The 22,365-nt window shown below is 46.2% G+C and carries 22 protein-coding genes and 1 tRNA gene; 17 read left to right on the top strand and 6 right to left on the bottom strand.

Translation table 11 applies throughout. From position 1 onward, the window contains the following. Positions 1 to 58 precede the first annotated feature (58 nt). Complete coding sequence (locus tag J5067_RS21605) at positions 59 to 829, bottom strand: class I SAM-dependent methyltransferase (RefSeq protein WP_264645870.1); 771 nt, start codon at positions 827 to 829, stop codon at positions 59 to 61. A 191-nt stretch (positions 830 to 1,020) separates the two neighbouring features. On the opposite strand from J5067_RS21605, the gene J5067_RS21600 reads away from it, so the two are divergent. Together J5067_RS21600 and dinB are read left to right on the top strand one after the other, a co-directional pair. After that, positions 1,021 to 1,830 carry a helix-turn-helix transcriptional regulator gene (locus J5067_RS21600; protein WP_264651983.1) on the top strand — a complete coding sequence of 270 codons (810 nt, stop codon included), beginning with the start codon at positions 1,021 to 1,023 and terminating at the stop codon, positions 1,828 to 1,830. A gap of 56 nt (positions 1,831 to 1,886) precedes the next feature. After that, positions 1,887 to 2,945 (top strand): DNA polymerase IV, encoded by a 1,059-nt coding sequence (dinB, locus tag J5067_RS21595; protein ID WP_264626189.1) that lies wholly within the window; start codon positions 1,887 to 1,889, stop codon positions 2,943 to 2,945. A gap of 55 nt (positions 2,946 to 3,000) precedes the next feature. Here dinB and pepD read toward each other — a convergent pair whose 3' ends face one another. Then, on the bottom strand, positions 3,001 to 4,461 hold the full coding sequence (gene pepD, locus J5067_RS21590) for a beta-Ala-His dipeptidase (protein WP_264651982.1): 1,461 nt from the start codon (positions 4,459 to 4,461) through the stop codon (positions 3,001 to 3,003). A gap of 417 nt (positions 4,462 to 4,878) precedes the next feature. On the opposite strand from pepD, the gene gpt reads away from it, so the two are divergent. The 12 genes from gpt (at position 4,879) to J5067_RS21530 (ending at position 14,587) form a co-directional block, all read left to right on the top strand. Further along, positions 4,879 to 5,337 carry a xanthine phosphoribosyltransferase gene (gene gpt, locus J5067_RS21585; protein WP_264645778.1) on the top strand — a complete coding sequence of 153 codons (459 nt, stop codon included), beginning with the start codon at positions 4,879 to 4,881 and terminating at the stop codon, positions 5,335 to 5,337. Positions 5,338 to 5,522: 185 nt separating this feature from the next. Beyond that, positions 5,523 to 6,773: an esterase FrsA gene (gene frsA, locus J5067_RS21580; protein WP_264645779.1), complete on the top strand. Its 1,251-nt coding sequence runs from the start codon at positions 5,523 to 5,525 to the stop codon at positions 6,771 to 6,773. Positions 6,774 to 6,870: 97 nt separating this feature from the next. Further along, on the top strand, positions 6,871 to 7,245 hold the full coding sequence (crl, locus tag J5067_RS21575) for a sigma factor-binding protein Crl (RefSeq protein ID WP_264645780.1): 375 nt from the start codon (positions 6,871 to 6,873) through the stop codon (positions 7,243 to 7,245). A 141-nt stretch (positions 7,246 to 7,386) separates the two neighbouring features. After that, the gene (gene proB / locus J5067_RS21570; protein ID WP_264645781.1) at positions 7,387 to 8,490 is read left to right on the top strand and encodes a glutamate 5-kinase; all 1,104 of its coding nucleotides are present in this window, start codon (positions 7,387 to 7,389) and stop codon (positions 8,488 to 8,490) included. 10 nt (positions 8,491 to 8,500) lie between these two features. Next, positions 8,501 to 9,754 carry a glutamate-5-semialdehyde dehydrogenase gene (gene proA / locus J5067_RS21565; protein ID WP_264651981.1) on the top strand — a complete coding sequence of 418 codons (1,254 nt, stop codon included), beginning with the start codon at positions 8,501 to 8,503 and terminating at the stop codon, positions 9,752 to 9,754. 188 nt (positions 9,755 to 9,942) lie between these two features. Then, positions 9,943 to 10,018: transfer RNA gene (locus J5067_RS21560), tRNA-Thr, on the top strand. Positions 10,019 to 10,193: 175 nt separating this feature from the next. Continuing rightward, positions 10,194 to 11,408 (top strand): integrase arm-type DNA-binding domain-containing protein, encoded by a 1,215-nt coding sequence (locus tag J5067_RS21555; RefSeq protein WP_264628288.1) that lies wholly within the window; start codon positions 10,194 to 10,196, stop codon positions 11,406 to 11,408. A 326-nt stretch (positions 11,409 to 11,734) separates the two neighbouring features. Then, positions 11,735 to 11,935: an AlpA family transcriptional regulator gene (locus J5067_RS21550; protein ID WP_264628225.1), complete on the top strand. Its 201-nt coding sequence runs from the start codon at positions 11,735 to 11,737 to the stop codon at positions 11,933 to 11,935. A gap of 148 nt (positions 11,936 to 12,083) precedes the next feature. Then, a complete protein-coding gene (locus J5067_RS21545) occupies positions 12,084 to 12,368 on the top strand; it encodes a hypothetical protein (protein ID WP_264651980.1) in 285 nt (94 codons plus the stop codon). Between the two features lie 72 nt (positions 12,369 to 12,440). After that, positions 12,441 to 12,743: a hypothetical protein gene (locus J5067_RS21540; RefSeq protein WP_264628227.1), complete on the top strand. Its 303-nt coding sequence runs from the start codon at positions 12,441 to 12,443 to the stop codon at positions 12,741 to 12,743. A 90-nt stretch (positions 12,744 to 12,833) separates the two neighbouring features. Next, a complete protein-coding gene (locus J5067_RS21535; RefSeq protein WP_264628228.1) occupies positions 12,834 to 13,073 on the top strand; it encodes a DNA-binding protein in 240 nt (79 codons plus the stop codon). A 746-nt stretch (positions 13,074 to 13,819) separates the two neighbouring features. Further along, complete coding sequence (locus tag J5067_RS21530) at positions 13,820 to 14,587, top strand: hypothetical protein (protein WP_264652008.1); 768 nt, start codon at positions 13,820 to 13,822, stop codon at positions 14,585 to 14,587. A gap of 461 nt (positions 14,588 to 15,048) precedes the next feature. Here J5067_RS21530 and J5067_RS21525 read toward each other — a convergent pair whose 3' ends face one another. Both J5067_RS21525 and J5067_RS21520 read right to left on the bottom strand, forming a co-directional pair. After that, entirely contained in the window at positions 15,049 to 17,409 is a 2,361-nt protein-coding gene (locus J5067_RS21525) for an AAA family ATPase (protein ID WP_264651979.1), read from the bottom strand. Positions 17,410 to 17,631: 222 nt separating this feature from the next. Beyond that, positions 17,632 to 18,009, bottom strand: coding sequence for a hypothetical protein (locus J5067_RS21520; RefSeq protein ID WP_264651978.1), 378 nt, complete (start codon positions 18,007 to 18,009; stop codon positions 17,632 to 17,634). A gap of 636 nt (positions 18,010 to 18,645) precedes the next feature. Here J5067_RS21520 and J5067_RS21515 point away from each other — a divergent pair. The 3 genes from J5067_RS21515 to J5067_RS21505 all read left to right on the top strand — a co-directional run bounded on the left by J5067_RS21515 (position 18,646) and on the right by J5067_RS21505 (position 20,397). Then, positions 18,646 to 19,200 (top strand): membrane lipoprotein lipid attachment site-containing protein, encoded by a 555-nt coding sequence (locus J5067_RS21515; RefSeq protein WP_264627802.1) that lies wholly within the window; start codon positions 18,646 to 18,648, stop codon positions 19,198 to 19,200. Positions 19,201 to 19,215: 15 nt separating this feature from the next. Continuing rightward, a complete protein-coding gene (locus tag J5067_RS21510; protein ID WP_264651977.1) occupies positions 19,216 to 19,872 on the top strand; it encodes a hypothetical protein in 657 nt (218 codons plus the stop codon). A 171-nt stretch (positions 19,873 to 20,043) separates the two neighbouring features. Then, positions 20,044 to 20,397: a type II toxin-antitoxin system RelE/ParE family toxin gene (locus tag J5067_RS21505; protein WP_264628273.1), complete on the top strand. Its 354-nt coding sequence runs from the start codon at positions 20,044 to 20,046 to the stop codon at positions 20,395 to 20,397. Here the strand turns inward: J5067_RS21505 and J5067_RS21500 are convergent. Both J5067_RS21500 and mobQ read right to left on the bottom strand, forming a co-directional pair. Beyond that, positions 20,394 to 20,711: a helix-turn-helix domain-containing protein gene (locus tag J5067_RS21500; protein ID WP_264628274.1), complete on the bottom strand. Its 318-nt coding sequence runs from the start codon at positions 20,709 to 20,711 to the stop codon at positions 20,394 to 20,396. The two genes, J5067_RS21505 and J5067_RS21500, sit on opposite strands and share 4 nt — an antisense overlap. An 87-nt stretch (positions 20,712 to 20,798) precedes the next feature. Further along, positions 20,799 to 22,199, bottom strand: a complete 1,401-nt coding sequence (mobQ, locus tag J5067_RS21495; protein WP_264651976.1) for a MobQ family relaxase — start codon at positions 22,197 to 22,199, stop codon at positions 20,799 to 20,801. Between the last annotated feature and the right edge of the window lie 166 nt (positions 22,200 to 22,365).

Here is a 22,365-nt window from a genome sequence, read left to right as displayed (position 1 = left end):
GCATTTCTTCAAGCGTATTGACAGGAAAAAACATTGTCACCTGATGTGTCAGCCCTATTTATGCGCGCTGCGCTTCAATGGTCATGATGTCCGTGCTGAATGAGCCATCGGCTTGAATCGCAAAATAGTCGATGACGTCTGCGGACAAGGTTTTTTGCAGCGCCAGGATCGCGGTGGAGAAATGCGGCGGTGTGCGCATGCGGGCAATCCAACTGCTGAACTCCAGCGGCAGCTTGTCTGCCTGAAGCTGACGTATGGCAAAACCTGACTCGGTCAGCAGCGTCATCCACTCACCCGGCGCGTAGTTACGCACATGTGAGGTGTCGCGCAGCATTTCCACCGTTTGCAGGTAGATATCCAGCACCGGATGGCCCGGCGAAACCACATCCATCAGAATCACGGTGCCTCCCGGCTTCAATACCCGATGGATTTCACGCAATGCCCGCCCTACATCGTGCCAGTGGTGTGCTGAATAGCGGCTAATGACCACATCGGCGCTGGCGCTGGCAAAGGGCAGGGACTCCGCAGGGCCATGTTGAGTCTGGATGTTGTTCAGCCCCTTTTGCTGTGCCGCCTGTGCCACGACGCTCAGCATCTCCGTTGAAAGATCGTAGGCCGTTACGCGGGCGACCTGCTGCGCGGCCACGAAGCTGGCATGGCCTGCGCCACACCCCACGTCAATAACGTGTGCAGCGGGAAATGCCGCGAGGCGCTCTGCCAGCCAGGTGAGATCGGTCCCTTGCGCGTGCACCGCGCTGTTTAAATAGTGCTGCGCCTGTGCGCCAAATTGTTCAACGACGTGCTGATGGTGATTCGGTGTAGTTTTCATCATGGCTCTCATGCTGTTGGCGAAGGTAAGACGCAGCGCTACGTCGACCTGAATGACCCAGGTTGTTGTTACTATAGGTAGCCCCTGATACGGGTACAATATGAACATTTATACTGGTATAGAATAGTGCTAGTTTGATTAACAACCTTCGCGTTAACCAACGTATCGCTAACCAACACGGTCAAGAGAACATGAGTAATGGCTCACTGAGTGGTCCAAAGGCATTAGGGGCTTTTTTGCGTGCGCAGCGTGAAATGCTCGCTCCCGAGAGGGTCGGGCTACCCGCTGCGGGGCGGCGACGCACCAGCGGTTTGCGCCGTGAGGAGTTGGCGCAGTTGAGCCGCATCAGCACCACCTGGTATACCTGGATAGAACAGGGGCGTGAGGTCTCCGTTTCTCCTGCTGCGCTAGTGCGGTTGGCTGTGGCGTTACAGCTTGCACCCGCAGCGCGTGACTATCTGTTTAACCTGGCGAATGTTAAAGATCCGGACAAACAGCCAGAGGCTTTGCCGCTTGGCGCACAGGTGACAGCGGCGTTGCAGTATATGGATTGCCCGGCTTATCTGCTGGATGGCGTGTGGAATGTGCTGGACTGGAATGCGCAGGCTCAGGGGCTATTTCGCGGCTGGTTAGGGGAGGAGCCTCAACCCAATCTGTTGCGGTTTATGTTTGTTAACCCGCTGGCAAAGCAACTGGTAGTGGATTGGCCCGAACGCGCTCGCCGCGTGGTGGCGGAATTTCGCGCCGAATCGAGCCATTATTCCCAGGAGATGATGCGTGAGCTGGTGATGCAATTGTGTCGGGATAGCCGTGAATTTGAGCGCTGGTGGACGCAACAAGCGGTGATGGCGCGCGAAGGCGGCGAGCGGCGCTTTCACCACGCCACCACAGGCCAGGAGATAACCTATCAGCAGCAGACTTTTCATCCGGCATTGCATCAGGAATTCAAACTGGTGATGTTGATTCCTGCTGACACAGGAGATGGACACACGCCTGGTTAATGTTGCTTGCATACCGTTTTTTATTACTGTATTTTTGTACAGTAATTGGAGGGTGTATGCGTAAAATTATTCATGTCGATATGGATTGCTTCTATGCCGCCATTGAAATGCGTGATAATCCGCGCCTGCGCGACATCCCTCTGGCGATTGGTGGCAGTGCGGATCGGCGGGGCGTGATCAGCACCGCCAACTATCCCGCGCGCCGCTACGGCGTGCACAGTGCCATGGCGACGGCGACCGCGTTGCGTTTGTGCCCTCAGCTTAAGCTTCTGCCGGGGCGTATGGAGGTGTACAAAGCCACCTCGCGCCTGATTCGCGATATCTTTTCCCGCTACACCACGCTGATAGAACCCCTTTCGCTGGATGAAGCCTATCTGGATGTGACAGACAGTCCACTGTGCAACGGCTCAGCGACGCTGATTGCTCAGGACATTCGCCAGACGATCGCCAATGAGTTACAGCTCACGGCATCCGCGGGCGTGGCTCCCATCAAGTTTCTTGCCAAGGTGGCATCGGAACAGAATAAACCTAACGGCCAGTTCGTGATTACCCCCAACAACATGGAAGCCTTTCTGCTGGCATTGCCGCTGGAAAAAATCCCCGGCGTGGGGAAGGTGACGGCAAAGCGGCTGGAAGAGAAGGGGTTGCACACGTGCGCGGATGTGCGGCAGTACGATTTGGCCGAATTGCTGCGCCAGTTTGGCAAATTTGGCCGTGTGTTATGGGAGCGCTGCCATGGCATTGATGAGCGCGCGGTTTCTCCCGATCGCTTACGTAAATCCGTGGGGGTGGAAAAGACGCTGGCCGCCGATATCCACCACTGGCATGAGTGTGAGGGGCTGGTAGAACAGCTCTATCAGGAGCTGGAATTGCGCCTGCGGCGGGTGAAGCCGGATCTGCATATCGCCCGCCAGGGCGTAAAGCTGAAGTTTGATGATTTTTGCCAGACCACGCAGGAACACGTGTGGCCCGAACTGAATAAGCAGGATTTGCTGCGTCTGGCACGGCAAACCTGGGAAGAACGGCGTCAGACGCGAGGCGTCAGGCTGGTCGGGTTGCACGTTACCTTGCTCGATCCGCAAATGGAACGCCAACTGCTGCTGAATTTGGAGTGACGGGGCGTGAAGTCAACAACGCGCCGGTAGCCGTAAATGCCCCGGCGCGCCGTGCTTAGGCTTTTTCTGGGATGGCTGCCAGCAGTGCTGTCAGCAGTTGCCAGTAGCGGCCTACGCTTGCAATATGTACCTGCTCATCGGGTGAATGCGGTCCGGTGATGGTGGGCCCAATAGAAACCATGTCCATATTCGGGTAGGGTTTTTTAAACAACCCGCACTCCAGCCCGGCGTGAATAACCATGACGTTCGGCGTGGTGTCGAACAGCTTCTGGTACGTTTCACGCACCAACTGCATCACCGGTGAATGGGCATCCGGCTTCCAGCCCGGGTAGCCGCCTTTCGGCGCGGTGTGAGCGCCCGCTAACTGACCTAACGCCGTTAACGTTCCGACCACGGCATCTTTCCCGCTGTCAATCAGCGAACGGATCAAGCAGACGATTTCTGCCTGTTCAGCGTTCATGGTGACTACGCCCAGATTGAGCGAAGTTTCCACCACGCCTTTGACTTCATCACTCATACGGATGACGCCATTCGGGGTGGAATTCAGCAATGCCAGCAGGCGATCGCGGGATTCTGCGGTGAGCGGCAGGGCATCGCTGGTGGTTTCTTCCAGCACCAGCGTCAGGTTTTTCTCCACGGCGGCCAGTTCGTGTTGCAGCGTCGCCAGATACTGTTCTGCCAGCGTTTTCAGCGCGGTGACGTTGCCCGCCGGAACGGCCAGCGTGGCGAACGCTTCACGCGGAATGGCGTTACGCAGGGTGCCGCCGTTTAAATCCAGCACGCGAATATCTGTTTTCGCGGCGTGCTGGAACAGAAAACGCGCCAGCAGCTTATTGGCGTTACCCAGCCCCAAATGAATATCGCAGCCGGAGTGGCCGCCTTTTAACCCTTTCAGCGTCAGTTTGAACGTAGAAAGGCCTGCGGGCAGCGTTTCACGCGTCAGCGGCAGACGGGTGATAAAATCGATCCCGCCGGCACAGCCCATGTACACTTCACCTTCTTCTTCTGAATCGGTGTTGATCAGAATGTCGCCCTGCAACCAGTTGGGCTGCAAGCCAAAAGCGCCATCCATACCGGATTCTTCCGTCATGGTCAGCAGCACTTCCAGCGGACCATGTTTCACGCGATCGTCAGCCAGCACCGCCAGTGCCGAGGCCATGCCAATACCGTTATCGGCGCCCAGCGTGGTGCCGCGCGCTTTGATCCAGTCACCATCCACATAAGGTTGGATAGGGTCAGTGGTAAAATCGTGTACGGTGTCGTTGTTTTTCTGCGGCACCATATCCAGGTGCGCCTGCAATACCACCGCTTTGCGGTTTTCCAGCCCCGGCGTCGCGGCTTTACGCAGCAGGATATTGCCCACGGCGTCGCGCTCGGCGTGAATATTACGCCCTTCGGCCCAGGCTAAAATGTGCTGTGCCAACGCCTCTTCATGGTACGAAGGATGGGGAATGGAACAGATGGTGGCAAAAATATCCCACAAAGGCTGGGGAGCAAGTTGAGACAGTTCAGACACGATTAGCGTCTCCTCGTTAGCAGACCCGTCTGCGCATCAGGTGCGTAAGGACTGCAAGTTAAACGTTTCGGGGTGTGCCGCCGCAATCGGCACGTCAGCGACAGAATATCACTTTCCTTCTCTATTGATGCATCTTCAATTTGTATTACCGATGGTCCCGGTATTTTGTGCTTTAAAAAATGAAAAAATCAGAATATATCATTGATGCTTTGCGCTAAGTAACCGGTATGGCCGTTATTTTCCGCTTTGTGCTAGGGTGTCTTTACCCGGCACTTCGAGGGCAAAAGCAAGAGGTATACAGCGATTACGTGGATAAATACTGGTTTTTATGCTGGCGGCTATCTATAATCTCGCGCAACCTTTTTCCCCCCTCAGACTCGAATTAAGCCAATTTAACGTTGGTCAGGATAGATTTTTATGAGCGAAAAGTACGTCGTCACCTGGGATATGTTGCAAATTCATGCCCGTAAACTGGCGCAGCGTTTGCTGCCAGCCGAACAATGGAAAGGCATTATTGCCGTTAGCCGTGGCGGGTTGGTTCCCGGTGCACTGCTGGCGCGTGAATTAGGCATCCGTCATGTGGATACCGTGTGTATCTCCAGCTATGACCACGACAACCAGCGTGCGCTGACTGTCCTGAAACGTGCCGAGGGAGACGGTGAAGGCTTTATCGTGATCGACGATCTGGTGGATACCGGGGGAACGGCGAAAGCGATTCGCGATATGTATCCGAAGGCGCATTTTATCACCATCTTTGCCAAGCCAGCCGGACGTCCGCTGGTTGATGACTACGTGGTTGATATCCCGCAGGACACCTGGATTGAGCAGCCGTGGGACATGGGCGTGGTGTTCATACCGCCCTTGGTCGGGCAGTAACAGGCGGGACGGCAATCGCCTTCCGGCATAGCGTTCAGACGCTAACTAATGTTATGTTAATTGCCCGGCTTCGCGCCGGGCAATTTTTTTTAAAGGCTCCAAGAAGCCTGTGCAGCACTTTCATTCCGATGCGCACCTGCCGTGCGTTTTCGTGTTATCACTCATGCCGTATCTAGGAGACTGCCGTGGTTCAAGCCAATCTCTCTGAGACACTGTTTAAACCCTCGTTCAAACATCAAGAGACATCAACGTTGGTCAGGCGCGCTCGCCACCATGAAGACGTTGAACGCCATTCCGCGCTGGAAGGGCACTATTCAAAACACTGGTATCGCACGCTGAACCGCCTGATGTGGATCTGGCGCGGTGTCGATCCGCGTGAAATCGAAGAAGTGCTGGCGCGAATTACGGTCAGCACGGCGAAACGCAGCAATGAACATTTTCTGGACACCGTGGTGGGCTACCGCAGCGGCAACTGGATTTATGAGTGGGCCAAGCAGGGGGCTGCCTGGCAAGCTAAAGCGATGGAAAGCGAAGAGACCCAGCACGATGGTCATTATTGGCTGAATGCGGCCAATCTCTACAGCATTGCGGCTTATCCCTATATCAAAGGGGACGAACTGGCCGAGCAGGCACAAACGCTGGCTAACCGCGCCTATGAAGAAGCGGCGAACTACCTGCCGTATCAGCTGAAAGCGCTGGATTTTCCCATTGAAGGCGGTGGCAACCTGCGCGGCTTTTTGCACTTGCCTGAGCAGGGCTCGGCACCATTCCCGACCGTGCTGATGTGTGGCACGCTGGATATGCTGCAAAGCGACTATTATCGCCTGTTCCGCGACTATCTGGCTCCGGCGGGCATGGCCATGCTGACCATTGATGTGCCGTCGGTAGGTTTTTCGTCGCGCTGGAAGCTCAGTGAAGACAGCAGTTTCCTGCACCGACAAGTACTGCGTGCGCTGCCAGATATTCCCTGGGTCGATCACTGCCGCGTGGGTGCCTTTGGTTTTCGTTTCGGTGCCAATATCGCGGTGCGGCTGGCCTATCTGGAGCCGGGCCGGTTGTGCGGTGTCGCAACCCTTGGCCCCATCGTGCACCATTTGCTGTGTGATACGCAGCGCCAACATCAGGTGCCGGATATGTATATGGACGTGTTGGCCAGCCGCCTTGGCATGGCGAATGCCAGCGATGCGGCGCTGAAAACGGAACTGGGACGCTACTCGCTCAAAACGCAAGGGCTGCTGGGCCACCGTTGCCCGACGCCGATGCTGGCGGGCTATTGGGATAACGACCTGCTGTGCCCGAAAGAAGAGGCGAGCCTGATCGTCAATTCGTCCACCAACGGTAAATTGTTGCCCATCAAGGCGGCACCGATATACCGCAATTTTCATCAGGCATTGGGTCATATCAGCGATTGGTTAAAGGGCGCGCTGAACGCCTAAGCATCGGACTCACAAAGAAAGAACAACCTGAAGCGTAGCGGTTTAATTTATTGTTGCCATCTGTTAAAAGATAAGCTTCAACCTGAGGAGTAAACCGATGACATTACCGAGTGGACACCCGAAAGCCCGGCTCATGAAAAGTTTTGCCTCATTGGGGCCCTATCTACGCGAGAATCAGTGCGGCAACGAGCGTTTTTTCTTTGATTGCCTGGCGGTATGCGTTAGTGTGAAACCTGTGCCGGAAAAACGGGAATTCTGGGGATGGTGGCTCCAGTTGGAAGCCCAGGAACAGACGCTCGTTTATTCCTACCATACTGGCTTGTACGATAAAACAGGCCGTTGGCAAGAAGAGAACATTAAGGATACCGAAGTGCTGACGAAAGTGCAGGAGACGCAACGGCAGTTTCATACGCGTCTGGAAAAGTTATTACACTCTTTGGAACCCGCCTTGACGCTCACCGAGCGACCGTGAAGCCTCTCTTTTGAGTCTGCGCCGCGTTACCGTTTGCGGGAGCGGGGCAGATTCGCGTAATCTCTGTTGCCATTATGAACGTGCTCTGTGGCAACGTTTTCACTACTTCGTGTTTTGACCAACATTAACGGCAGATTAATCATGAGTGGCAGCCAGACTTTGGTTGTGAAATTGGGTACCAGTGTGTTGACCGGCGGATCGCGCCGCTTGAACCGTGCCCATATTGTTGAATTGGTTCGCCAGTGTGCGCAGCAGCACGCGGCCGGACACCGTATTGTGATTGTCACGTCTGGGGCGATTGCCGCTGGGCGCGAGCATTTGGGCTATCCGGAATTGCCTGCCACCATCGCCACCAAGCAACTGTTGGCAGCGGTCGGGCAGAGCCGTTTGATTCAGTTGTGGGAACAACTGTTTTCTATTTACGGCATCCATATTGGTCAAATGTTGCTGACGCGCGCGGATCTGGAAGACAGAGAACGTTTCCTCAACGCCCGCGACACGCTGCGTGCATTGCTGGATAACCGTATTGTTCCGGTGATTAATGAGAACGATGCGGTAGCCACTGCCGAAATCAAGGTTGGTGATAACGACAACCTGTCGGCGCTCGCCGCGATATTGGCAGATGCGGACAAACTGCTGCTGCTGACCGATCAGGCTGGCCTGTTTACTGCCGATCCGCGTTCCAACCCGGAGGCCGAACTGATCCGGGAAGTGGAAGGCATTACCGACGAACTGCGCCTGATTGCTGGTGGCAGCGTATCCGGCCTTGGCACGGGCGGTATGTCGACCAAATTGCAGGCCGCCGACGTGGCCTGTCGTGCCGGGATTGATGTGATCATTGCCGCAGGCAACCGCGCCGATGTGATTGGCGACGTGATTGGCAATGTGTCGGTCGGCACCCGTTTCCACGCAGTGGAAGCACCGCTGGAAAGCCGAAAACACTGGATTTTTGGCGCACCGCCGGCGGGTGAAATCACCATTGATGACGGTGCGCTTTCCGCGATCGTTGAGCGTGGCAGCTCTCTGCTGCCAAAAGGCATTCGCGAGGTGAAGGGCAACTTTTCTCGCGGTGAGGTCATCCGCGTTTGTACGCTTTCCGGACGCGATGTGGCGCACGCGGTAACCCGTTATAACAGTGATGCGCTGCGCATGATCGCCGGGCATCACTCGCAGCAGATTGCCGATATCCTCGGGTATGAATATGGCCCGGTGGCCGTTCATCGCGACGACATGATTATCACTTAAGGAGCACGCTATGCTGGAAAAAATGGGCAAAGCGGCTAAACAAGCCTCCTATCACCTGTCGGTGCTAAGTACAGTGCAGAAGAACCAGGCGCTGAACGTGATTGCTGACCTGCTGGAAGCGGAAAGCGCAGAGATTCTGGCCGCTAACGCACTGGATCTGGCGGATGCACGGCAAAACGGCATGAGTGCCGCATTACAAGACCGCTTGCTGCTCACGCCGCAGCGTTTGAGCGCTATTGCTGACGATGTGCGCCAGGTCTGCCGCCTGAATGACCCGGTGGGTGAAGTGATCGATGGTCGCGTGCTGGATAATGGGTTGAAACTGGAACGCCGTCGTGTGCCGTTGGGCGTGGTGGGCGTTATCTATGAAGCGCGCCCGAATGTCACGGTGGATGTCGCCAGCCTGTGCCTGAAAACCGGTAACGCGGTGATTCTGCGCGGCGGTAAAGAGACTTATCGCACCAATGCGGCCACGGTGAGCGTGATTCAACGCGCACTGGCACAGAGCGGGCTGCCTGCTGCTGCGGTTCAGGCGATTGAAAGCCCGGACAGAGAGTTGGTCAATCAACTGCTTAAACTGGATCGCTACGTGGATATGCTAATCCCGCGCGGTGGTGCCGGGTTGCATAAACTGTGTCGCGAACAATCGACCATTCCGGTTATCACGGGTGGGATTGGCGTGTGCCATATTTTTGCTGATGAGAGCATTGATTTCGCCAAAGCGCTGACCGTGATTGAAAGCGCCAAGGTACAGCGCCCGAGCGCGTGCAACAGCCTGGAAACGCTACTGATTCACCGCGCCATTGCCGCGCAGTTCCTACCTGCACTGAGCGAGAAAATGGCACTGGCGGGGGTGACGCTGCACGCCAGCCCGGAAGCCTTGAGCACGCTGCAAAGCGGGCCTGCCAACGTGGTTGCGGTGGAAGCCAAGGATTACGATGATGAATGGCTCTCTAACGACCTCAACGTGGCGCTGGTGGACGATATGGATGCTGCCATTGCCCATATCCGCGAACACGGCACGCAGCACTCCGATGCCATTTTGACGCGCTCCATCAGCAATGCGGAACGCTTTGTACGCGAAGTAGATTCCTCGGCGGTGTACGTCAATGCCAGCACCCGCTTTACCGACGGTGGACAGTTTGGTTTGGGCGCTGAAGTAGCGGTGAGCACGCAGAAACTGCACGCGCGCGGCCCGATGGGGCTGGAAGCCTTGACCACCTACAAGTGGATTGGTTACGGCGAAGATTTAATCCGCGCCTGACCGTCCCCTTAAGCCTGAAAGTTATAGGATTCTCCGTTATTAGCAGTGAAGATAATGAGAGAATCCTGTTATTCATCCGGTCGTTTACAAAACCAGCAAACGGACGGCAAAACTATTGACTTGCTGCGGTGATTTCACTACTTTGTCACCCCGTAGTCCACCGTCAGTGCTCACTGACGTGTCTCAGGGCCGATATAGCTCAGTTGGTAGAGCAGCGCATTCGTAATGCGAAGGTCGTAGGTTCGACTCCTATTATCGGCACCATCCTACCTATTTTAACGTCTCCCTAAGTCTACTCAAACACCCTTTAAACCCTTATAATACGCGGTTTCACGGCCCTTATTGTCTCTGCTCGTCTACTCACGTTCACGGAAATCTACGCTGAGTTGGGGGCATCAGTGGGGGCATATCGTGTTCGGTCTAAAGGAGATGCCCCCAAATGAAGCTCAATGCCAGACAGGTCGAGACTGCCAAGCCCAAAGATAAACCCTACAAGTTAGCCGATGGTGGGGGCATGTATCTGGAGGTGTTCCCGAACGGCACCAAAAGCTGGCGCATGAAATACCGCATCGCAGGTAAAGAAAAACGTGTGGTGTTTGGTGTCTACCCGACCATTACCTTAGCCGATGCCAGAAGCAAAAGAGATGATGCTAAAAAGCTGCTGGTTAATGGCGTTGATCCGAGTGCGTTTAAGCAAGAAAGCAAACAAGCCCACATTGAAGAAGTCAAAAACACCTTTCAGCAAATTGCACTCGAATGGCACAGCATGAAAGTGAAGAAATGGTCTGCGGGATATGCCTCAGACATTCTTGAAGCGTTCAACAAAGACGTCTTCCCGTTCATTGGTCAACGTCCTGTTGCAGACATCAAGCCGTTGGAACTGCTAAACGTGCTGAAAAAGATGGAAGACCGAGGCGCGACCGAGAAAGCCAAAAAAGTACGTCAACGCTGCGGCGAAGTGTTTCGCTACGCCATCGTGACAGGCAGAGCCGAGTATAATCCCGCGCCTGATCTCACCAGTGCCATGCAGGGGCATGAGTCTACACATTACCCGTTCCTGACCACCGAAGAGCTTCCTGCTTTCTTTAAAGCCCTTGCTGGCTACTCTGGTAGTGAACTGATGGTGCTGGCAGCGAGATTGCTGATCATTACTGGCCTGAGAACAGGGGAATTGCGCGGTGCGTTATGGTCAGAAATCGATACCAAGAAAGCGCTATGGGAAATTTCTGCTGAACGCATGAAAATGCGCCGTCCTCATATCATCCCGCTATCTACCCAAGCGCTAGCCATTATCGAACAGATCAGAGCGATGACGGGACAATTTCCTTTACTGTTTCCGGGACGCAATGATCCCAGTAAGACCATGAGTGAAGCCAGTATCAATCAGGTATTTAAGCGAATTGGCTATACAGGCCGGGTTACGGGTCACGGCTTCCGTCATACCATGAGCACCGTTCTTCATGAACAGGGCTACAACACCGCATGGATTGAAACCCAACTGGCGCATGTTGATAAGAATGCTATCCGTGGCACCTACAACCATGCGCAATATCTTGATGGCAGACGTGAGATGCTGCAATGGTATGCCGACTACATGGTAAGCCTTGAGAACGGAAGCAATGTGGTGCAGGGAGCGTTTAATCGGCGTGGGTAAGGATAACGGCTGATAAAAGAAGGGCTATGTCTTAGCGGACATAGCCCTTTTTCTTGGCTAAAGCAGATAAGAATTAAGTCAGAATTTAAACTGATATTTATTAACTAATTGATTAATATGAAAATTATAAAATATCTTAAAACAGGAAAATAAATAGCACTTTTTGCCAAATCACTCTACACCCCGCCCAGTGACAGCTCTCCCACCATTTCATCCGTTTTTGTTTAAAAAACATTCAATTCAGGTTCAATTCTGATTTTTCGAGGGTTGAACGTCATAAGCGATCTGCAGATACTACATTCATCAAAACAACAACGGAGAAATATATGACAACAAGAAGACTTATTCGCCTGCCGGAAGTGATGAATAAAACAGGATATAGCAAAGCATGGATTTATCGACTTATTAGCAGGGGCGTATTCCCAGAACAGATAAAGATTGGCATAAGAGCCAGAGCTTTTGTTGAAAGTGAAATAGATGAATGGATTGAAAATATTATTCAGTTTTCACGTAAACACGCTGATTAATGAATAATACACTATTAATGCGATGAGGAGGTTTTATGTAAAACGTTAAACGCTGTGTTTTTTACAATACTATAAAATAAAAATCAAAATATTTATGCATTAATAATGCAGGGTATTTTACACTATAAACAAAGAAAAGGAAAAATATATGAAAAAGAAAAATAATGGTTTTGATAGGATCGCTACTGAGATGTTTCTACTATCAGCGATGAAAGAGTATTACCGTATTTATTGGGATATAGTCAAAAAAGGGCCAAAAGAGGCATTTAATTTACTTACTGATAATCATCATATGGAAACAGTCTATGACCAAGTAATCGAACGAGCTAAAAAGGGTGTAGCCAAAAATAAGCGCTATCTTATCGATTTTGAAGGGGTAAGAATGGAGGTAATGACGCTGCATACCAAAGCCTTAGTGTTAGCCTATATGTAAATCTATTTGGCCCCTTCTGGGGGCTGAAAATAAATCAAATATTAAATAATCATATAAAAGTGAGAGTTAGTTATGTCTAAAAATAATAAAGTTAAAAACAAATCTACAAAACTGTTCCTTGATCTTGCTAAAAGATCGTTTGAGGCAAGTTGGATCAGTTTACAAAATGATCACGATGGGGATATAAGAGAGTATATTAGTGATCATGATTTTATGAGTGCAACCATCATGTGCGTGATAATGCATATTAAAAATAACTTTGAGAGTTTAACACAGAAAGAAGGAAATAATGGAAATATTGACGAGGTTGATCTTAAGGTTATTGCTAATCTGTTGGTAAGGCATTCGTATTTATTTGTTCATAAATCTTTGTAGTTTCCTTTGATGATGTATTCGTGCCAAATATACAAATATTTGCCTCGTAAGGGGCAGATAAACAACATTTGTGATAACAGGAGAAATCTGATGATTGATGAGTTCCACGTTATGTTTATGTATAAAAAAATCCAAGCTGAAGCCGCTATTACTGATATGAAGACACTGAATCAGCTTTTGAAGAAATTTCGAAAAGTGGTAGAGGAGCGGCGTGAGAAGCATTATCAGGAGATTGGTGAAAATAAGGTGCGTAAGCTAAAGATGAAAAGACTCCTCAAGTTGATGGCGCGTGATGGTATTTCACCACAGGAACTATGTGACTGGCAGTAGCCAGTCTATAAAAAATATGCTCATTAAGTTCCATCGAAAATTAGTAAAATCGGTGTTTGCGAAAGTTTGATAGTTGTTAATATTTAAGTTTTACATTTGGTTATAAGTGGCTATCGCCACGATCATTAATGAAAAATCCATCATTAACAGGGGCAAGCCCTGTCCAGCGAGGTGATTGTTGGCGACAATCACCAAGTGCTGCTTCGATAAATTTTTAATCCAATATGAAAAATATTTGTATGTCAGCATTAGGGCGTAGCCTTGCGTCAGCACATGAGCGTTAGCTCATAGATGGTGGGGATTTTCAAAAAAAAAGATTTTAGTTAAATAGAAAGGAATAATTAGCAATAAATTATTAGAAACCCTGTGCGGCGATCATAAAAATCGCCCGGTTTCTTTTAATCCTCTTAAGTATTATCTCTTACTTCTTGCAAAATTAAGTTAACACAAAAATGGCCTGTAGCCCTTGGAGAATAAGACTTGTGTTAGAAAAACACGACTGACTATACGGTCAGTATTACTGACTCTATGGTCAGCATTACTGACTGCACGGTAAGCTTTCCTGACTCTGTAGTCAGTTCTTATATCATTTTTACGCTAAAAAATGACAGTGATTTAAATCTTCGTCACTGGAAAACTTGCGATTTATAAAATATTTTCGCAAAAAAACATGCAAAAAACTTGATATCTATTTCATGCATGGTATTTACTTTATTATAAATAAAATAATAAGAGGTGATAATATGATTAAAGAAATGGAAGTTGACTTGGATTTGGGCTTAAATCCATTTTGCTTTGAGACAGAACTAAAGATTGAGACAAGAAAGAAAAATCTGACTGTTTCAAGGGGAACTGAACTTATCGAAAGAAAAGATGCCAGTCGAAGCTACTTTGCTAATATTGTGCATACACAAGAGGTTGATAAAGAAGAGTTCATCAAACTCTATACATCACAAATAAAAGCCTACTTTGATCTTACGAAAACAGCATACAAAGTATTTTTTATCTTTTTACGTATTTATCAGGATGCGATAGGCAAAGATCATTTCTACCTGAGTTGTAAAAAAGCAATGTCTCTTGCGGAAAAGATAGATCATTTTGTCTTATCTGAATCTATCTTTTACCGGGGAATAAAGGAACTCATCGAGAAACGTATTATTGCTAAAACTAATGAAAAAAACTGGTATTTCATAAATCCTGCGATTGTTTTCAACGGTGATAGGGCTCGCTTTGTTTCTGAGATTAGAAAAAAGAAAGAAACTATAGAGATTGAACGAGATGAAAGCGTTACTGATAGCGGAGGAGACTATACTAAAAATGAAGATAAGCGTAGGTCTATTGAGTCAGTCATTCAAGATGTAAATAGTCAAGAAGACATCGATGTGTTAATCGCAAGATTACAGGCTAAAAAATCTCAAGGGGCGATCATGATTAAAAGTGTGAAAGAGGGTATCTCAGTGGATAATGTAAGTCTTGTAGCACCAGAAGAGCCGATAGATTGGGATACTATCTAGGATGATAATTTATAACAGCCATCATCCCAATAGATCTGTAAGTAAACTGGATGATTATTATTCCTGTGGTAGCGTGAAAGCTAACGCGTCAGATGAATACACATTGATGAACGCGCTTGACCTAAAGGATCTACGCGAGGCCTTAGCTGAAGATATCTTCTTATAAGAACTGGAAGCCTCCGGTAGAATCTTGCTTAATGCTGACATAATGGCGATGTGGTAATGTTCTGCGATGGTGAGTTTGAGCATGAGGTCGAAATTGATCTCTATGAGGTGTTGCATCAGGCAGTTGATAGGATGAAGATTACTGTTGTGTTAAATGAAGATGACAGGGAATTATGATTTTTATGCTGCCCTAATTATCTATTATTGATGATATGTTTAAGAATGTTTAATTGTAGTAATTAGAGATTCCTGAATATATGGCAATATTGTTAACAATATTGCCATGTGCAAACTTCTTACATGCTGTCAACTAATGCTTGATATTGTTCAGGATCTTTTCTTTGAATTGTATCCAATACAAATATTGCTAATTTTTTGAATGCAGGAACGTCAACGGGAAGCATACTTCTGTCAAAAATTTCCTCTAAATGAGATAGCTCATTATTTACCCTGTTCGCAATATCCACAGCAAGCTGATTATTGTCAAAAAATAAATAGAGTTTTTCATCATTTGGCTTATTGTTAGGGTATTTATAGTATAAGTATGCCTCAAGAAATTTCCTCAAGTTGTTCCCAAAATTATAGTATGAATCGTGGTTGTTATCTTCGATATTGCCATATGCACATTTATAAATTTGCCCAAAAAGATAATTAAATTCTGTGATGTATTTTTTTAGATATTTAGGCATTACTTTCAAAGTGCTGATAGTTTCTCCTCGATCCAATAAAAAATATCCACAACTTTCTTTATTTGCATCATCTTTGGGTTTTGATAGTCTTTTTATATATTTTAAAAAGTCCAAATTATGTGTCGATATAAATATCTGATGATATTTATAACTATTCCTTTGCCCTTGGTTTTTAATTGGACGGGTGAGAACATCTTCGATCAAGCTATATATGAAAAATATATGATTGTTATCTAAGCTAGAAATAGGGTCGTCGATCCATATGATTAGGTCTTTATTTGCTGAATCAACGTCACCTAGCTTAGCCATGAAGTAACAAAAAGATACAAGACTACATTCACCTTCACTTAAGTTATCTGCGAGGGTATCACCTCTATAGATTTTGAAATTAACACCATGAGTCTCGGTATTATTGAAGGGTCTTAGGTTTAAGCTATTATGCCCAAAATGGTTTTTTAGAAAAAGATTTATTTTTTCTGCACCATAGCTTTCATCTCTTTGTTGATCAAGAAGATTTTGAATATCAGTATTGAAACTATTGATTTGTTCTTGTATTTTATTTTTTTCCTGCTCAAGGGTTTTATACTCATTTACTAAAGAGGCTATTTTTTCCTTTTCTTTAATATAATTAATGTCAATAATGAACTTACTTACTTCTGTAAGGCGAAGGATATTTCTAGCTGCATCTTGATCACTCTTCAGATTTCTTATTTTAGTATTATGCGCTTGTCGAATACTTTCCAGAGAATTATATATGGCTTCTAAATCATAACTTTCTTCAATGATTATTGAAGGCATCGGTGTAAATATTTCTTTGAGTCTCTCTTGCAACGAATTTTTCATGCTCATTAAGAAATTATCATATAAAACAATCTCTTTGCTAAATCTAGATAATACGTCAAAATAGTCAGTATGTAATAATGAATAAATCTGTTCCTGATTAATAGGTAGGGATGTTGGTAATGTATTAATTACAGTATCTATATCAGAAATGAGATCATTTATTAATCCTCTTAGTTTTTCTGATTCTTTATTGAAATGTGAATCCAACTGCTCCCATAAATTATGAGGAATCACCCCACCACAAAAAGCACAAGTATCTCTTACCCCTTTATGTAAGTTTATCCCACTTCGAACCCACTCTTGTAGGAGTGAGTTGTTAATTAGATCCTGTATGGTTTCGTCAGGTTTCACTTCATAAGAGAGTAAATTATTAGCTTGGGTTTGTAGTAAAAGTGTTTTATCAGAAAACGTTACTTTATCTAGTAGAAAATCTTTACTTTTCTCTGATAGCAAATTAACTAGCTTTGCTTGTTCTTCTTGAGGAATATCTCTTATTGGATTGTTCAGTATTGTTTTGATGTCTTCTTCTATTGAGTTAATATTGTATGTGACTTTTTGATATAAATGATTTGTTTTAATTTGCCTATTAGCTTTTTCACGTAGTTTACTTTCTAAATTTTCAGATGTTGATTGGAATTCTCTTTTTTTATTGTTATATTCTAAGTTTTTTAGATTGTAGTTACAAACAAGTCCTTTTTGGTTATCACCGATAATATCTTTTAATTCAACTATTTTATTTTCTATATCAATATTTCTTTCACCCAATATTGCAAAGGATTTAATATCTCCATCTGAGTTAAACAACCACTTTAAGTTATCTTGTACAAAATCTCGATTATATACCCTTACATTTCGAGAATTATTTATCAGTGTATCATGGCTAATTAACTCACCAGTAGTGAATTCAAAAGAGTATTCCGAATTAGGATATTTATCATGAACCTTATAAAGCTCCAGACTTCTAATTATTCTTGATAGGGTTGTTTTCCCGGAATAGTTCCTACCATAAAAAATGTTCATTTTTTTTAACTCAGCAATATTGTTACCTTCATCTCGGACTGAGTTATTCCATGAGAAATTGTTGAATACAGCGAAGTTATTTATGTGTGATATTTTTCTTAACATATGAAAACCTTTTATGGCTCATGCTTATAGTTAAGGACAATTTTCAATTATTATTGATCTTATTAATTTTTCTTGCAAGAGTATTTAATTTGAGGAAGTAAATATTGTGATCGTGATAATTATAACTTGTGGAAACTAACTGTCTTTGCTTGTTTATGGAATGTTTGAGTAAATTGGGTCTGATGCATAAAACAGACCCATCAATGATGTTGCTTTTATCAACTAATCCAACAATCCCTTCGAAACCTTACTCGCCGTCTGGCTGAAATTATATCGGTCAACAACATTTCCCTTGAACCAGATCTCAAGGGAGTTCATGTGAGCGGTGTTGCTGTTCTTCAGCAGGGCCAGACCGGGAATGTAGTTCGAGATCTGGCTCTCGCCTGACATGCTGGAGTAGGACCACATTTCCTGTCCATCATTGGTGGCTCGTGTTTGTGGTTCCCCGAATGCGTTAATAACATCTTGCTGGGTAGTTTTCCCTTTAACGATCTTGGTTTTTACGGTTTGTTGCGATTCATCGTTAAGGGATTTGTTGCCATAGGTGGTGCAAGCGGTAAGGGGCAGGATCACCAACGCAGCGATAAACAGTTTTTTCATGTTAACTCCATATAAACAGTAAACGTAAAAATAGGCGTAAAGAGACCGGGACCAGCGTTGTGTTGCTGCTGTCCATTGAAATAGGTCATGTTAATTAGTGGTGAATAAAGCCGCTTATCATAAGCCTGTGAGTCTTTTTATCTAATCAGCTAGCGGTATCCTTCACTGTTGTTTTCCCTGATGTTGCATTAATAAAGGTCAAGAAAGGGCCATAGGGCAGTGCTGGCTGTTGGTCGTAGGGTTTGACGTTCTATCCCTACAAACCAGCGAATAAACGCTCCAGTGAGCCTTCTGTTCACTTTATCCAGTAACGATTCATCTAGCAAGAAAATGATCGGTATGGTAGATCGATAAATTGATATTGATAGATATTAACGATTAATAACGCTCTTTCGATCGGTGTGTTAATTGATTTAATCGATCGAATAATAAAATATGATAGTTAATATCTATCATTATTTTGATTTTGATCGTTACAAACGATATGACGGCCCACAAAAATAATTGAATCCTATCAATTGGTTAATCAGGTGGTTTTGCTGCGTTATGCCAGTAAGAACAAGCTTTAACGACTACAGGTGTGCAGCAGACTACCTCTACATAACAGCATTGGTGATTATCAGGATGGATAGGAAGATGAAGAAAATTTTATTCGTTACTTGCACAGCTCTTGTTCTGGCGGGATGTGGTGAGAAAGGCGATTTTGAGAAGGCGATTAACGCGAAAATTTCAAAATCAAAGGTTTGCTACTCACTGCAGAACAATGACTTTGCGTTCAACAAAGGTTTTCCAGTAAAGGTTAATCATGGCTACCGTTCTGCTGGATACAATGTTAGCGATGAAATTCTAAGAGGGCTTGTTGAGCTGGGGCTTCTCACTGTTTCACAACAGGCGAATGGCTTTAGCAGTGTTGATGTTCTGGAAGTAACAGACAAAGGCCAAGAGGTTGAGTTTTGGAACCGTGAGGAAGGTGCCTGCGTCGGTCATCGTGTTGTAGCTGAGATCACAAGCTGGACTGAACCGAGTGAAGGCGCTGGCGCTAAAATCACGCAAGTGACCTATACGTGGAAGCTCGATGGCGTTCCGGGTTGGGTTGATAAAAATGCGTTCTCTGGCGTTAAAGGAATGGCTGAACCGGAAGAAGCCAAAATTGTTCTGGTGAAGACCAATAACGGCTGGGCCGCTCGATAATTACAGGAAAATGCTATGAACTCTATCTATGGGGTGCTTTTCATCGGTCTGCTGATTAACATACCATCACTGGCACCTGTGCTGTTTCTCGGGAATACACAAAAACAGGTGAAGGTATCGATGGCTGTCAGGCTTTACCTGCTTAACACTTTCTTGGTGCTGTCGCTGGTGACGGTATCGCAGAATACAACACAAAAATACGGACTGTTTCCTGTATGGCTGGTTTTTGCCGCTATTGGGCTATTTGTGCTCATGCTGGTGCCAACGGTAAAATTCATACGTAAGCATTTAACCATCGGGACAAGTCGGGCTGTTATTCTGTCATCATTCCTGATTGTCTACGCTATTAGATTTCACGGCGTGTTTTCACATGTTAATGGAAGTGGATATACGATTAACGGATACAACGCCGCATGGACATTTTTCTTCTTGTTTGCCAGTCTGCTGGCTTATCTCGGTTGTGGTGGAAGTAAAACATATTCTGGTTATTCTGCATCGTCATCTGCACCGCAATCCGATTATTTTAAACCGATCAAAGAATATGAAACACAATCTCAAATTGACTACGATATTGCTGTGAAGGGCGCAAGTGTTCTGTCTGATCCAAATCTGAGTATCGTTGAACAGCAGCGTTATCGGGATGCCCTTAAAAAAAGAGAAGAAAATCATTAATTTCAATATTGGACGTTGTTCTTCCTAAACACTGTGAGTGACATTGTTGGGTGAGATCCTGACTGCTATCAGCTCTCGGCTGTTTATTCATACCGAGTTCTTCTTGTTTTTCAATTAGCTATAGTAAAGAATAAGACAGGTGCTTGGGACAAATTATTACAAGGAGTTTTCTTGAAAAATTTCGCATTTGTTAACGATGCCGCTGAAAGGGAATACAAAGCACTTCCTGCTGATGTGCAAGATGAGTTTGGAAAAGACCTACGCCGTATTCAATTTGGGCAAGATCCTGAATTGCCGATTGATTTTCTTGATAGCGTTGGTATAGGCGTTATCGAGCTGAAAATAAATGGTAGCCCGGCATATCGATGCACCTACGTCGCAAAGTATCTTGATACCGTGGTAGTTTTACATTCCTTTAAAAAAACTACCAACGGTGTTGATCGTAAAGCTAAAGACGTAGCTGAAAAACGACTCAAGGAACTTATGGCTGATGTCAGAGAGGCTGAACGCTGTAAAAAACGTTAAGCGGCTGCTTCGGTTTCTGTAATTGCGATTGATGCCTGATGCAGACTTGTCATTGACATTTTAGCTCTGAAACCGAGAGCATCTAACATGTCGAACATGGCATCAATAGTGAAAAGCTCAATTTTGGCATTTTTCAGTTCTGAAACACGGGATTGGTTGATGCCGAGTTTTTCAGCCGCTTCTTTTTGCGTCCAGCCTTTCTCTTTGATCAAATTGATGATCATGATCGATAAATCCATTTTCATTGCCATTTTGCTGGCAGTTTCAGCATCATGTGTCACATGGAACGGACTTTCGTAGAATTTTAAGGCCATATACACCTCCTGATAACGATGAGTGGATTATCTAATATTTTAGATAATCCGTCAAGTCTACTGGACAATAAGTGTTCTGTTTACTGATCACTCTCTATCGCGATAACCGGGTGGGCGCAGTGTGGGGAAAGGACCTTTTCTAATCTGCTTCGATGAGATAATTGAAGTGAGATCCATACTGTTATCTGTTTCTGGCTGCTTCTGTGTGGGACGACTCGGAAAACGTGCGATCTCTTCCTTGGTTGGCTTGTAATCATCACTGTTGAACCTTGTGCGTCTTTCATGTTCAGCGCGTGGAACATAGATCCCCTGCACCTCATCAAAGACATAGTTTTCGGCAATACGTTTATCGTGCTCAACATCAGGAATAGCAGGCTTCTTCTTGGCCCAGACAAATTTCTCCCTTATATATTCAACCACCAGTAGGGTGAAACGCTTGAACAAACCATCCTGACGAGGTTTAACCTGCTTCCTATTACTTTTAACGGGAGCGCGTTTAATCGTACTGGCAGTTGGGAAGGATGGGGTTTTCAATTTAGTGCGTGTATGAGGTGCAGGTGCAACCAGAACAGGCTGTTGCTCTTCGGATGATGACGACTGCGAACCTGTTTCAGGCAATACGATTTCAACAGGCTCAGGCATTTCTGATACGGTGAAGCTTCTAAGGTCAACAACGATCTGCAGATCTAAATCTTTGAAGGTGTTGTATGTGGCCTGAGCTTCTTGTTTCATCTCATCACGAACAGCCTGTTCAGCAGCACGATTCTCCTGAACGTGCTTACTGCTCCATTTGGCACGATGAACACGCTGCATTGGTGGACGGCTGGTCAATGTTGCCTTGGCAAGCCATAATGCTTTTTCTTCAACATCCAATGTAATAGTGGCATTTTCGAGTGCTTCACTGTGTTGAGCATCAATAGAACGATGATCAATACGCTCATTGCTACCAGCAGCAGCCAGATAGCGATTGGCAATCACTGACCATGATTCGCGCCAAAGGTTAACGTTTTTCTTATCATTCCAGCTTCTTTCTTTTTTACCGAAGCCATCAGCGGTGATCGGTTTTAATGTCAACATCACATGAGCATGAGGATTATTACTGTCAAGATCGTGAAAAGCGATATCAGCAATCATCCCCTTATCAACGAAAATTTTTTGGCAGTATTCAACAACCAGTTTTATCTTGTCTTGATTGCTCAGTTCACAGGGAATAGCTACATCAAAATAACGGGCTGTTTGACCATCTTTCTGACGCTCAACTCTCTCAACTTCATTCCATAGTGCTGTTGAGCTTTCAACAATATGAGCAGGTGCTGAAACAGGGGCTAATATCTGATGATGGAATAAATCTGTTCTGTGGCTGAAATCATATGTATTACCTGTACGATCATCTGTTATTCTGCAACGCGCATGGTAGGCAGCTTTCCTACAGGAAGACATACCTTCAGAACGTTTCACAATTTTAAACTCCAGATGAAAAATCGCCATATAATAAATAACCTCAAATATAACTATGCTGCTGTTAGTTTTTCGCAAGAAAAACTTTTGTGTTGACGTTGACCTTTCTTTTAGCCTGCGGCAGGCAACCGTCGGTAGACCCCACACGCTCACGAAGTGAGTGTATAAGTGGGCATTGTTTTTTTAAAAAAAGAAA

Source organism: Candidatus Symbiopectobacterium sp. NZEC151 (genome assembly GCF_025962655.1).
GTDB lineage: Bacteria > Pseudomonadota > Gammaproteobacteria > Enterobacterales > Enterobacteriaceae > Symbiopectobacterium.
Note: the sequence above shows the minus strand (reverse complement) of the source record. Positions and strands in the feature narration are given on the sequence as shown.